The organism is Streptomyces sp. NPDC059909 (genome assembly GCF_042730885.1).
GTDB lineage: Bacteria > Actinomycetota > Actinomycetes > Streptomycetales > Streptomycetaceae > Streptomyces.
In genome coordinates, this window is sequence record NZ_JBHWKX010000012.1 from 24705 (window position 1) to 36972 (window position 12268).

At 72.5% G+C, this 12268-nt stretch carries 12 protein-coding genes; 4 read left to right on the forward strand and 8 right to left on the reverse strand.

The genetic code is table 11. The features are described 5' to 3' along the window. Positions 1-378 precede the first annotated feature (378 nt). Positions 379-1413: an ArsR/SmtB family transcription factor gene (locus tag ACFV9O_RS11220; protein WP_385415419.1), complete on the forward strand. Its 1035-nt coding sequence runs from the start codon at positions 379-381 to the stop codon at positions 1411-1413. Here ACFV9O_RS11220 and ACFV9O_RS11225 read toward each other — a convergent pair. After that, positions 1379-2536 carry an alkaline phosphatase PhoX gene (locus ACFV9O_RS11225; RefSeq protein WP_385415422.1) on the reverse strand — a complete coding sequence of 386 codons (1158 nt, stop codon included), beginning with the start codon at positions 2534-2536 and terminating at the stop codon, positions 1379-1381. The two genes, ACFV9O_RS11220 and ACFV9O_RS11225, sit on opposite strands and share 35 nt — an antisense overlap. Positions 2537-2845: 309 nt before the next feature. Continuing rightward, positions 2846-3409, reverse strand: a complete 564-nt coding sequence (locus tag ACFV9O_RS11230) for a hypothetical protein (RefSeq protein ID WP_385415424.1) — start codon at positions 3407-3409, stop codon at positions 2846-2848. A 128-nt stretch (positions 3410-3537) separates the two neighbouring features. Here ACFV9O_RS11230 and ACFV9O_RS11235 point away from each other — a divergent pair, with 128 nt between their 5' ends. After that, positions 3538-3945, forward strand: a complete 408-nt coding sequence (locus tag ACFV9O_RS11235; protein WP_385415426.1) for a VOC family protein — start codon at positions 3538-3540, stop codon at positions 3943-3945. Between the two features lie 4 nt (positions 3946-3949). On the opposite strand, the gene ACFV9O_RS11240 is transcribed toward ACFV9O_RS11235, so the two are convergent. Together ACFV9O_RS11240 and ACFV9O_RS11245 are read right to left on the reverse strand one after the other, a co-directional pair. Further along, on the reverse strand, positions 3950-4897 hold the full coding sequence (locus tag ACFV9O_RS11240) for an oxidoreductase (protein ID WP_385415428.1): 948 nt from the start codon (positions 4895-4897) through the stop codon (positions 3950-3952). Positions 4898-5022: 125 nt separating this feature from the next. After that, positions 5023-5802: an AraC family transcriptional regulator gene (locus ACFV9O_RS11245; RefSeq protein WP_385415700.1), complete on the reverse strand. Its 780-nt coding sequence runs from the start codon at positions 5800-5802 to the stop codon at positions 5023-5025. A 232-nt stretch (positions 5803-6034) separates the two neighbouring features. Here ACFV9O_RS11245 and ACFV9O_RS11250 point away from each other — a divergent pair, with 232 nt between their 5' ends. Continuing rightward, on the forward strand, positions 6035-6532 hold the full coding sequence (locus tag ACFV9O_RS11250; RefSeq protein ID WP_385415431.1) for a pyridoxamine 5'-phosphate oxidase family protein: 498 nt from the start codon (positions 6035-6037) through the stop codon (positions 6530-6532). 2 nt (positions 6533-6534) lie between these two features. After that, on the forward strand, positions 6535-7230 hold the full coding sequence (locus ACFV9O_RS11255; protein WP_385415703.1) for an alpha/beta fold hydrolase: 696 nt from the start codon (positions 6535-6537) through the stop codon (positions 7228-7230). Here the strand turns inward: ACFV9O_RS11255 and ACFV9O_RS11260 are convergent. The 4 genes from ACFV9O_RS11260 to ACFV9O_RS11275 are packed head-to-tail and all read right to left on the reverse strand — an operon-like array spanning position 7224 to position 12117. After that, complete coding sequence (locus tag ACFV9O_RS11260; RefSeq protein ID WP_385415433.1) at positions 7224-7748, reverse strand: DinB family protein; 525 nt, start codon at positions 7746-7748, stop codon at positions 7224-7226. The two genes, ACFV9O_RS11255 and ACFV9O_RS11260, sit on opposite strands and share 7 nt — an antisense overlap. 43 nt (positions 7749-7791) lie before the next feature. Then, positions 7792-8130: a nitrite reductase small subunit NirD gene (gene nirD / locus ACFV9O_RS11265; RefSeq protein WP_385415435.1), complete on the reverse strand. Its 339-nt coding sequence runs from the start codon at positions 8128-8130 to the stop codon at positions 7792-7794. Beyond that, a complete protein-coding gene (gene nirB, locus ACFV9O_RS11270; protein ID WP_385415437.1) occupies positions 8127-10637 on the reverse strand; it encodes a nitrite reductase large subunit NirB in 2511 nt (836 codons plus the stop codon). The genes nirD and nirB overlap by 4 nt, the downstream gene beginning before the upstream one ends. Before the next feature lies 1 nt (position 10638). Beyond that, positions 10639-12117 carry an FAD-dependent oxidoreductase gene (locus ACFV9O_RS11275; protein WP_385415439.1) on the reverse strand — a complete coding sequence of 493 codons (1479 nt, stop codon included), beginning with the start codon at positions 12115-12117 and terminating at the stop codon, positions 10639-10641. Positions 12118-12268: the final 151 nt, after the last annotated feature.

A 12268-nucleotide genomic window follows, 5' to 3' on the forward strand; every position in this document is an offset into this window, starting at 1 on the left:
CACGGATGGCCTACATGTTCGACCGTTATCCCTCTGAGGACTCCCCGCGGCTCGGGGGGGGGGGAGCGGGTCTCCCCCGGGAGGGCAGGCTTCCCGACCCCCCCCGGCTCCCCCCCCCCCCCCCGCCCCCGCCCCATTACCGATGCCGGACACGGAGCCGCAACCTCCGCCGACCGCCGCCGGGCGTGGAAAGCCCCCCACGGTCTTTACCTCGCCCCTCGGTACCCGAAGGTTTCGTGCCCGACGTCGTACAGCTTTTCGGTTCGCTGTGGTCCTCCGCACTGCGTTTCAACTGTGGCTGAAACTCCGTGGTGACGGCCTGTGATTGCGTGCATACTCAGGGACCGGGACGATTGCGGATGCAACAGTGGGGGTTCCGTGCTGCGTATCCATTTCACCGGCGAGGACCTTGCGAGGGTACGGATGGCGGCAAGACCGGACGTTTTGTGGGAGACCATTCTCAGTTTTCACCGTTTACGGGACCGGCGCGGTGCCACGGTCTACGGGGAATGGCGCACGGAAACCCGCGCCCGGTTGAACGGTGAAACACGCCTGCTGGCCGCGCTGGTGCCGCCGCGCGGCTATTTCCCGGACTTTCTGACCCCGCCCGAGGGACTCGACGGCCTCGACGAGGGCCTCGAAGCGGTGCGTACGACACCCGCGCGGCGGCTGCGCGCCGAGCTCGCGCTGCTCGCCGCCGACAGCCCGCACCCCGGGCTGCCGGGCCGGCTCGCCGGGCTCGACGAGGGGGCGGCCGAGCCGATGGCACGGCTCGTCGGTGCCCTGCGCAGCTACCACCGGGCCGCCGTGGAGCCGTACTGGACGCAGATCCAGGCCGCGGTGGAGGCCGACCGGGCGGCCCGCGGCCGGGCGCTGCTCGACGGCGGGGCGGACGAACTGCTCGACTCGCTGCCGCCGATGCTGCGCTGGCGTGCGCCGGTCCTGGAGGCGGACTACCCCGTCGACCGGGACGTCCGTCTGGAGGGGCGCGGGCTGCTGCTGCAGCCGTCGTACTTCTGCCGCGGCACGCCGGTCGTGCGGCGGGACCCGGAGCTGCCGCCCGTGCTGGTCTATCCCGTCACGCACACGGGCGCCCCGCCGGCCGCCGACGCCGAGCGCGACCAGGTCTCGCTCGGACGGCTCGTCGGCCACACCCGCTCGGCGGTCCTGCGGTCGATAGGCAACGGCTGTACGACGAGCGAACTCGCCCGCAGGGCCGGGGTGTCGCTGGCCTCCGCCAGCCAGCACGCCTGCGTCCTGCGGGAGGCCGGTCTTGTGGTCACCCTGCGGAACGGCAACGCCGTGCTGCACACGATGACCCCGCTGGGCACCGCCCTGCTCAGGGGCGGCGCCCAGCGGGACCGGGAGCCCGTGGCGCTTATGCGCGGAACGGCCCCGTCACCTCGTAGGTGATGCCGCCCGACGAACTGCCGCTCGTGCCGCGCTGGCTGGAGAAGTACAGCCGCTGCCCGTTCGGGGAGAAGGCCGGTCCGGTGATCTCGGAGCCGGACTGGCCGGTGATCCGCAGGAACGGCGCGACGACGTCGTCCGGGGTGATGATGCAGATCTCCATGTTGCCGCCGTCCTCGGCGACGTACAGGTCACCGGAGGAGGCGCCGGTGATGTTGTCCACGCCGGTCAGCGGGGCACCGCCACCGGGGACCAGGGAGTCGTCGTAGGCCAGTTCGTAGGTGCTGTTGGAGAGGTTGAGCTGCCAGACGCGGTTGTCGCCCTTGGTCGTGAACCAGACGGTGTTGTTGGCGTAGTGGCAGCCCTCGCCGCCGTTGAACTTCTTCGAGCCGGAGACCTGGCTGCGGGTCGCCGTCGGGGAGCCGTCCGGATCGGGCACGTTCTGCCAGGTGAACGAGCCGGAGGTGCCGGTCCCGGCGACCATCACCTGCAGGGTGCCGGAGGAGAGGTTGCCCCAGGTGGTGGGGATGAACCGGTAGAAGCAGCCGTTGGACTCGTCCTCGGTCAGGTAGATCACCTGCCGCACCGGGTCGGCGGCCGCCGCCTCGTGCTTGAACCTGCCCATGGCGTCGCGGCGCGTGGCGGTGCCGCCCCACGGGTTGGTCTCGTAGACGTAGCCGAGGCTGACCTCCTCGCACGACAGCCAGGTGTTCCACGGAGTGGCGCCGCCGGCACAGTTCTGCCGGGTGTTGGACAGGATGCGGTAGGCACCGGTGACGGTGCCGGACGAGTTGAACTTCACGGCACTGGCGCCGCCGCCGGGGTTGATCTCCGAGTTGGACACATAGATCCAGCCCGTGCCGTCGGCGAAACAGGCGCCGCCGTCAGGGGCGTTGTGCCAGGTGTAGGAGCTGCCGGACACCGTCTGACCGGAGCGGGCGATCACTCGGCTGGTGAAGCCGCTGGGCAGCATGATGCCGTTCGCGTCCGCCGCGCCGAGCGGCCCGTAGGGGCTCGGGCCCGGCTGCGCCGGGGCCGCGTAGGCCGCCCCCTGCATCAGCGTTCCGCCGAAGGCGGCGGCCGTGCCGCCGATGACCGCACCGCGTAGGAAGCTGCGTCGTTCCACTGTCACTCCAGGGGTGTCGTGACCGTCCCGCCCGCCGGCCGGCGAGCGGGGCCGCGCGCCAACGGACCCTAGGAGTACGGAATTGACAGGGCCTCAACGAACGATGAAGCGGAAACGTCCGGTGGGCCAGGGGAGCGGGCCGGGAGGGCTGCCGGGGCGTGGCCGGTGGAGGTGCCGGCTCGACCGCATGCCGATCACCACATCGGCCGCCGCTCATCTCGGGTGGCGACGTTCCCGTCCCCCTGGCCGGGGTGGGACCGCGGGGTGCGTTCGGTGATCCCGGACCGCTCGTTGCCCCGGACGGCGCGGTCAGCTCTCCAGTTGCTTCTTGAGGTCCGCGAGGCGTTCCTTCCAGAACGCCTTGTACGCCGCCACCGCGTCGGCGTCCGGCAGCTTGGTGTGGCCCAGGCCGATCTGGGTCTTCTGCTCGCCCTTCGCCGTCAGATAGACCGAGATCCGGCTGGTGCCGCCGTCCCAGTCCGCCGTCACGGACCTGCCCGGGCGGTGGGTGCGGAGGGCGAACTCGCCGTCGGGGAGCCAGCGGGCGCGCAGGGCGTCGTCGACGAACCAGTCGGTGACGCGCTCCGCGGGGGCGTTGACCGTCTTGCTGCCCGAGGCCTGCCAGTCGCCGTCGCAGGCCTGGCCGACGGCGCGCATGCCGCGCTCCTGCTCGTAGCCGACGATGATCGACTGGGCGTACCAGCCGGGCACGCCATGGGTCTCGACGAGATGCCGGGCGATGGCGGTGTGGCCGTGCGCGGTGGCTCCCCAGGCGTCGAGCAGGGCGAACCAGCCGTCCCAGTCCTTGCCGGTGGACGTGCGCAGCGCCTCGCCCGACAGCTTCTCGGTGATCTTCCTGCCCGCACCGCTCATGGACCGACGGTACCTCGCGGGCCGAGTGATGAGGCGAGCGATGAGCAGCGATGAGTTCCGGGCGGCTCGTCGGTCTACCCCACGACAAGCGACGCCCCACGCACGACGACGAGAGAAGAGAACGCGAAATGCCCCAGATGATCTTCGTGAACCTGCCGGTGAAGGACCTCGAGAAGTCGAAGACCTTCTGGACCAGGCTCGGCTACTCCTTCAGCCCGCAGTTCACCGACGAGAACGCCGCCTGTCTGGTGTTCAGCGACACCATTTTCGCCATGCTCCACACCGGGCCCCACTTCAAGGAGTTCACCAGGAAGGACGTCGCGGACGCCTCCGCCACCACCGAGGTGATCATCGCGCTCAGCGCCGGGAGCCGGGAGAAGGTCGACGAGCTGGCCGACGGGGCCCTCGAGGCCGGCGGGTCGCCGGCCAACGAGACCCAGGACTACGGCTTCATGTACCTCCGCTCCTTCCAGGACCCGGACGACCACATCTGGGAGGTCACGTGGATGGACCCGAAGGCCGTCGAGGGCCAGTAGGGCGTCAGCCCTTGAGCGCGTCGTACGTGACACCGGTGAGCTGCTCGGACGCCACCCAGAGCCGCTCGCCGGCCACGTCGTTCAGGGTCCACTTGGCCCGCCAGGACGGGGCGGGTGCGCCCCGCCAGCCCTGGAAGCGCGGCCCGGTGAACGAGTCGGGCCGCACACCGGGCGCGGTCGCGGCGTACAGGGTGGGCAGCGCGCCCATCTCGGCGGACTGGGCGAAGACCCGGTTGCCGAGTTCGGCGAGCCGCTCGGCGACCCGTCGGCCCTCCATCCTGACTCCCGCGGTCTGGAGGTTCGTCGCCGCGTAGCCCGGGTGCGCGGCCGCGGCGACGACGTCCGAGCCCGCGGCCTTCAGCCGCCGCGCCAGCTCGTGGATGAACAGCAGGTTCGCCGACTTCGAGCGCCCGTACGCCACCCAGCGGCGGTAGCGGCGCTCGCTGTTGAGGTCCCCCATGTCGATGTTGGCCAGCGCGTGCATCCCGCTGGAGACGGTCACGACGCGGGCTCCCGGCGTGTTCAGCAGCGCGGGCAGCAGAAGTCCGGTGAGGGCGAAGTGCCCCAGGTGGTTGACCCCGAACTGGGTCTCGAAGCCGTCGGCGGTCGTGCTGTACGGCAGCGCCATCACGCCCGCGTTGTTGACGAGCAGGTCCAGCGTGTCCTGCTCGTACGACTCCGCGAACCGCCGTACGGAGGCGAGGTCGGCCAGGTCCAGCTGCCGGCACTCCACGTCCGCGCCGGGCACCTGCCGCTCGATGAGCGTCTCGGCCTCCTTGCCGCGGGCCTCGCTGCGGCACGCGAGGACCACCCGCGCGCCGCGGCGGGCCAGTTCGCGGGCCGTGACGAGTCCGATGCCGCTGTTGGCCCCCGTGACCACGGCGGTGCGCCCGCTCTGGTCCGGGATGTCCTGCGTCGTCCAGCCGGTCGTCCTCGAGGTCGTCGTCGGCATGCGGTGCTCCTCCGCCACTCGTCCGTACTCGTCCCGTACTCATCGGTAGACGTGTTCCCGCCAGCGTACGCCCGACCGTACGTATGCGTATGGTTGAGTCCGGGTCCGAGTCCGGGGCGGGGCGATCAACGAGTCCGTGCCGCGCGCTGATACGTCCCCGGCGTCACGCCGTAGTACCGCACGAACCACCGGTGGAAGTGCGACTGGTCCGCGAACCCCGCCTCGGCCGCCGCCTGTGCCGCCGTCACCCCGCCCGCCAGCAGCTCCCGGCCCCGCCGCAGCCGCAGCAGCCGCTGGTAGTCGCCCGGCGTCATCCCGTACTCGGCGCGGAACGCCCGGTACAGCGCGAACCGGCTCAGCCCCGCAGCGCCGGCCAGCTCCTGCGCGGGGACCTGCTCCCCGAACCGCTCCCGCAGCAGGTCGCGGGCCCGGCGCGCGGCGCGAGCGCGGGCACCGCCCGGCGCATCGGCGGCGACCCGGACCGGCCCGGAGGCGCCGCGGCGCACCATCGCCGTCACGGCGGCCGTCAGCCGCTCGTCCCGCACGAGCGGATCCGCCCCGCCGGCCAGTGCGGTGTGCAGCCGCAGCAGCGTGCCGCGCAGCACCGGATCGTGCAGCACCGGGTCCGCGAACAGCGGCATCGACCCCCGCCCGCCGGTCGCGTCCGCGAGCACCTCGCGCACCAGCTGCGGTCCGATGTGCACCATCCGGTACTGGTAGCCGAGGTCGGCCGCGGCCCGCCCGTCGTGCGGGTCGTCGGGGTTGAACGCCATCAGCAGCCCTGCGGCGCTGGTGTGCGCGCCGCCGCGGCAGCTGAACTGCTGGGCGCCGGCCTCGGTGAGGCCGAAGGAGTAGGCGTCGTGGCTGTGCCGCGCGTACACGTGCGCGGAGAAGTGCGCGTGCATGGCTTCCAGCGGGCGGTCCGGGTCCCGCCAGTAGCGAGCCCAGTCGCCATGCGCTCCGGTCGTCACGCTTCCAGTGTCCCCGGACTCGGGTGTCGCTGTTCTGCGGTGTTCCCGCACTCCGGTGTCCCTCGGTCCTCCGGCGTTCCCGGATGGTCCTCCGGTGTTCCCGGACCCGGCGAGGCCGGGGGCCCGGGCCTAGGATCTGTGGGAGCGGGGGACGAGGGAGGCTGACATGGCCGGCACCGGCCCGACGGACCTGCCGCAGGGCGACGTACGACTGCTCCACAGCGACATGGCCCGGCACCTGCTCGCCTCCACCGAGCTGGCCCGCTTCGCCTACGTGGCACGGGACGGGACGCCGCGCGTCATGCCGATGATGTTCCACTGGACGGGCGAGGAACTCGTCTTCGCGACCTTCGCCGGCGCCCACAAGATCGTCTCCCTGCGGGCCCGCCCCGCCGTCGCCGTCACCATCGACACCCCTGGGCCGCCGCCCGAGGTACTGCTCCTGCGCGGGCCGGTGGAGGTCACCGAGGTGGACGGGATCGTGCCGGAGTACGCGCTGGCGCACAGCCGCTACTACGGCCCCGAGCAGGGCGCGCGCAACGTCGCCGAGGTCGACGTCCCGGGCGTGCGCATGGCGCGCATCGCGCTGCGGCCCACCTGGGTGGGAGTCCTCGACTTCGTCCGGCGCCTCCCCGCCGCGGCCCCGGGCAGTGACCAGCGGTGACCATGTCCACCTTCGTGCTGATCCCCGGCGCCGACGGCCGGGCCTGGTACTGGCATCGCGTCGTCCCCGAGCTGCGGGCCCGGGGCCATGAGGCGATCACCGTCGACCTGCCGGCACAGGACTCGGCGGGCCTGGCCGAGCACGCCGACGCCGTGGCCGAGGCGATCGGCGGGCGGGCGCCCGGGACGGACGCAGGGGCCGGAGTCGTCCTGGTGGCCCAGTCCCTGGCCGGCTTCATCGCGCCGCTGGTCTGCGAACGGGTGCCGGTGGACCGGCTGGTGCTGCTCAACGCCATGGTCCCGGCGCCGGGCGAGTCGGCGGCGGAGTGGTGGGCCGCCACCGGCCACGCCGAGGCCAGGGCCGACCTCCTGACCCGCATGGGCCGCGGCGCGGACGCCGGCTTCGACGTACGGACGGACTTCTTCCACGACGTGCCGCCCGAGATCACCGAAGAGGCCCTGTCGGCGGACGAAGCCGGGCCGCCCGCCGCCCTGTTCAGCCGGCCCTGGCCCCTGAAGCGGTGGCCCGACGTCCCCACCCGCTTCCTGCAGGGTCGCGACGACCGGTTCTTCCCGGTCGGCTTCCAGCGCCGCGTCGTCCGCGAACGCCTCGGCCTCGGCATCGAGGAGATCCCCGGCGGCCACCTCGTCGCCCTCAGCCGGCCGGTGGAACTCGTCCGCGCCCTGCTGGGTCAGTAGTAGCCCTTCTCGCCGTCGAGCAGCTCCCGGATCGAGTCCATGTGCCCCGCGTGCCGGGCGGTCTCCTCGACCATGTGGAGGAGCATCCAGCGCAGCGACGCGGCAGCGGAGTCGAAGTCCGGGTGCTTGCCCACCTCGTCCAGGGAGTGGGACGCGATGATCTTGTCCGACACCGCGCACTGACGCGCGTACTCCTCAAGGAGCTGCGCGAGCGGAACGTCCTCGACCATCATGTCGGCGTCCTCGGGACCGTCACCCCGCCGCTCGGCGAACTGCGGCCCGTCGGCGGGCCGGCCGAGGAACAGCACCTCGAACCAGGTCTGCTCGGTCCAGCGCAGATGGGAGACGATGCCCGCCATCGTCATCAGCGGCGAGTCCGGAAGCACCGACCGGTGCGCGTCCGCCTCGGAGAGGCCTTCGCACTTCCAGTGGACGATCGCGCGCTGCATGTCGAGCCAGCCCAGAAGCTGCGTCCGCTCGTCGGCCGTGAAAGGAGGGCGTATGCGGGGAGGCGTCATGGGCGCCGACCGTAGCGGAGCCCGGCGCGCGGACGCATGGCATTTACGCGGCCACCCGTTCCGTACACCGGATCGGATACGCCCGCACCGACACCTCGTCGTCGTCCAGGCACCGGCCCGTCTCCAGGTCGAAGCGCTGCTTCAGCAGCGGCGACGCGACGAAGGGCCGGCCCGAGACGGAGCCCAGCAGCCCCCGGGAGAGCACCTGGGCGCCGGTGAACGGGTCGCGGTTGTCGATCGCGTACGGGCGGCCCGAGCGGTCCAGGAAGACAGCGGCCTGGCGGCCGTCGGGAAGCAGTGCCGCAAGGCCCCGGCCGGGGGTGAGCCGGGAGAGCTCGCAGACCGGGAACCAGGTTCCCGCCAGCTCGAGTTGGAGCGTCATCGCGTCAGGGTCCCTTCCAGGGTCAGAACGGTCAGGTCCGGCTTGATCTGGTCCCGCTCGGGGACGAACTTCACGGACGGGTCCGGCGCGTCCGGCGCGTTCACGAACGACACGAAGCGGCGCAGCCGGTCCGGGTCGTCGAGGGTCTCGGCCCACTCGTCGCGGTAGCCGGCCACGTGCTCGGCCATGAGCGCCTCCAGCTCGTCGCACAGTCCGAGCGAGTCGTGCACGACGACGTCCCTGAGGTGATCGAGCCCGCCCTCCAGGCGCTCCAGCCACACCGAGGTGCGCTCCAGCCGGTCCGCCGTGCGGATGTAGAACATCAGGAAACGGTCGATGAGGCGGACGAGTTCGGCGTCCGACAGGTCCTGGGCGAGCAGGTCCGCGTGCCGGGGCGTGGCGCCGCCGTTGCCGCCGACGTACAGGTTCCAGCCGCTCGCGGTGGCGATCACGCCGAAGTCCTTCGACTGCGCCTCCGCGCATTCGCGGGCACAGCCGGAGACCGCCGACTTCAGCTTGTGCGGGGCGCGCAGGCCCCGGTAGCGCAGCTCCAGGTCGATGGCCATGCGGACGCTGTCCTGGACGCCGTAGCGGCACCAGGTCTGCCCCACACAGGACTTGACCGTGCGCAGCGCCTTCCCGTACGCGTGCCCCGACTCGAAGCCCGCGTCGACCAGACGCGTCCAGATCGCCGGGAGCTGCTCCACGCGGGCGCCGAACATGTCGATCCGCTGGCCGCCCGTGATCTTCGTGTAGAGGCCGAAGTCCCGTGCCACCTCCCCGATCACGATCAGCTTGTCGGGCGTGATCTCACCGCCGGGGATGCGGGGCACGATCGAGTACGAGCCGTTGCGCTGCAGGTTCGCCAGGAAGTGGTCGTTGGTGTCCTGCAGGGCGGCCTGCTCGCCGTCGAGGATGTAGCCGTTGCCCAGGCTGGCCAGGATCGAGCCCACAGCCGGCTTGCAGACCTCGCAGCCGTCGCCGCCGCGCGCCTCCTCGCGGCCGTGGGAGTCGAGCAGTTCCGCGTACGAGGTCAGACGCAGGGTGCGGATGATCTCGTACAGCTCACTGCGGGTGAACGGGAAGCAGCCGCACAGTCCCTTGTCCGTGGACTGCGGCAGCAACTGGCCGATGACCTTGACGCAACTGCCGCAGCCCGTCCCGGCCTTGGTGCACTTCTTCACCTCGGGGAGCGAGGTGTGCTCGCAGATCGCGCCCTTGGTGACGTTGTGGCAGGAGCAGATGACGGCGTCGTCGGGGAGGGCGGACGGGCCGAGCGCGACGGGCGCGCCCGCGCCGGCGGGCAGCACGAGCTGCTCGGGCGGGACCGGCGGGACGGAGCCGGTGAGCGGGCGGAGCATCCCGTACGCGTCGGCGTCGCCGACCAGGACGCCGCCGAGCAGGGCGCCCTCCGGGCTGACGACCAGCTTCTTGTAGACGCCGGCGCGGGAGTCGGAGTAGACGACGTCCAGGCAGCCCTCGGCCGTGCCGTGCGCGTCGCCGAACGACGCCACGTCCACACCGAGGAGCTTCAGCTTCGTCGACATGTCGGCACCGGTGAAGGAGCTTTCGGCGGTCTCGCCGGCGAGGGCGTCGGCGACGGTCCTCGCCATCTCGTAGCCGGGCGCGACCAGCCCGTACACCCGGCCGTCCGCCGCGAGCGCGCACTCGCCGATCGCGTACACGTCCGGGTCGGACGTACGGCACCGTTCGTCGACCACGATCCCGCCGCGCTCGCCGACCGCCAGGCCCATGTCGCGGGCGAGCTGGTCACGCGGGCGCACCCCGGCCGAGAAGACGACGAGGTCGGTGGAGAGCGTGGAGCCGTCGGAGAGCTTCATGCCGGTGACGACGGAGTCGGTGGTGACGATCTCCTGGGTGCCGACGCCCGTGTGCACGGTCAGCCCCATGCCCGCGATGGTGCGCAGCAGTGCCGCGCCGCCGCCGTCGTCGACCTGCACCGGCATCAGCCGGGGCGCGAACTCCACGATGTGCGTGTCCAGTCCGATGCCCTTGAGCGCGCCCGCCGCCTCCAGCCCGAGCAGCCCGCCGCCCACCACGACTCCGGTGCGGGAGGTCTTCGCGTACTCCTCGATCGCGAGCAGGTCCTCGATCGTCCGGTACACGAAGCAGCCCTCGGCGTCCCGGCCGGGCACGGGCGGCACGAACGGGTACGAGCCGGTGGCGAGCACGAGCGTGTCGTACGTGAACGTCCGCCCGGTGCGCGACGTGACCGTGCGGGCGGCGCGGTCGATGCGCTCGGCCGGGTCGTCGAGATGGAGCTCGATGCCGTGCCGGTCCATGAAGCCGTCCTCGACGAGGGAGAGCTCGTCCGGGGTGCGGCCCGAGAAGTACGAGGTGAGCTGGACCCGGTCGTACGCCGGCCGCGGCTCCTCGCACAGCACGACGACCCGCGCGCGCTGCGTGACGCCCTGCTCGGCGAGGGCCTCCAGGAAGCGCTGGCCGACCATCCCGTGGCCGACGAGCACGATCGTGGGGGTGGTCATCTCAGAGTCCTCCATCGGTGGTGAGCAGGTGGAGCAGTGGTGCGTCCGGAAGGGGGTCGTCGCCCTCCCAGGCCAGGGCGAGCGCGCCGACGGTGGCGAGATCCCCGAGGAGTACGCCGCCGACGAGCCGGTCTCCGCGGACGACGACCTTGCGGTACGCGCCGCGGGTGGCGTCGGCCAGTTGCACGACGTCGTCGCCGGGCTGCGGGGACGGGTCGCCGAACGCGGCGACGTCGAAGGTGCCGGCGCCGGAGAGGGTGAGGCGGGTGAGGGCGCGGGTGCCGGTGTAGCGGGGGCCTTGCGGGGCCCCGGGTCCCGGGGTTGCTCCCGGCTCGTGCCCGGTGCCCGGCTGCCCGTCGGGCGTGGGGGTGTCGGGGAGTGGCGGTACCGCCGGGTGGGTCGGTGCAGGGGCTTCGGAGCGGCCTGGTACCGCCGGGTGGGGCGGTGTGTCCGTCCTCGAACGCCGGACGGGCTCCGAGAAGCCGGTGCCGGACGTGGCCAAGGTCGTGTGCCCGGAACCGGGCGACGGGAACCGGCCGGAGCCGGGACTGGGGGCGGTCGGCGTCGCGGGGACGAGCTCCGAGGTCAGGACCGCCGCCAGGACGTCGGCCTGTTCCACGGCCGCGGTGGCCAGGCCGTAGACGGTGCCCGCGTGTTCGGCGCAGTCGCCGATGGCGTGGATGTACGGGTCCGACGTACGCAGCAGGTCGTCGACGACGATCCCCTGGCGCACCTCCAGGCCCGCGTCCACCGCGAGCCCGGTGCGGGGACGGACCCCGCAGGCGAGGACCACGCACTCCGCGTCGAGGACGAAGCCGTCGGCGAGTTCGACGCCCGTGACCGCTCCGTCGTGCTGGCGCAGACCCCGGACGCGGCACTCCGTGTGGACCTCCACGCCCAGGTCCTCCAGATGCCGCCGGACCAGGGCGCCCGCCGCCGGGTCGAGGTGGCGGTCCATCAGGTCGGTGCCCTGGTGGGCCATGACCACGTCCGCGCCGCGCTCCGCCAGGGCCCGGGCCGCCGAGACACCGAGCAGGCCACCGCCGACGACCACGGCACGGGTGCCGGGGCGGGCCGCGGCCGCGAGGGCCAGACAGTCGTCGAGGGTGCGGAACGGGTGGACGCCGTCCGGCAGTTCCCGGCCGACGCCGCGCAGGGGCGGCAGCACCGGGTTCGAGCCGGTCGCCAGGACCAGCCGGTCGTATGCCACCGATGTGCCGTCCGCGCAGTGCACCACCCGCCGCACCCGGTCGATCGAGGCGGCCCGCACCCCGCGCCGCACCTCGCCGCCGCCGTGCACGGGCGGCAGGGCGATCACCTCGGGTGCGTACCGCCCGGCGAGGACATCGGCGAGCAGCACCCGGTTGTAGGGGGTGTGCGGCTCCTCGCCGAGCAGCGTGACATCGCTCGCCGGGGCCAGTCGGCGCGCCAGCCGCGCGCCCGCCAGGCCGGCGCCGATCACCACGATCCTCGAATCCATGTACGCAGCCTGTGGCCTGGGTGTTACCCGATGGCATCCCGGTTGTTTCCCGTGCGGAACACTGCCCTCAGCGCACGGCCGGCCGATGTGTGAGGGGTGCGGTCGTCCGCATGGCTTTTAACCCGTGGTCAGGCCTTCCTCGAGGCCGCCT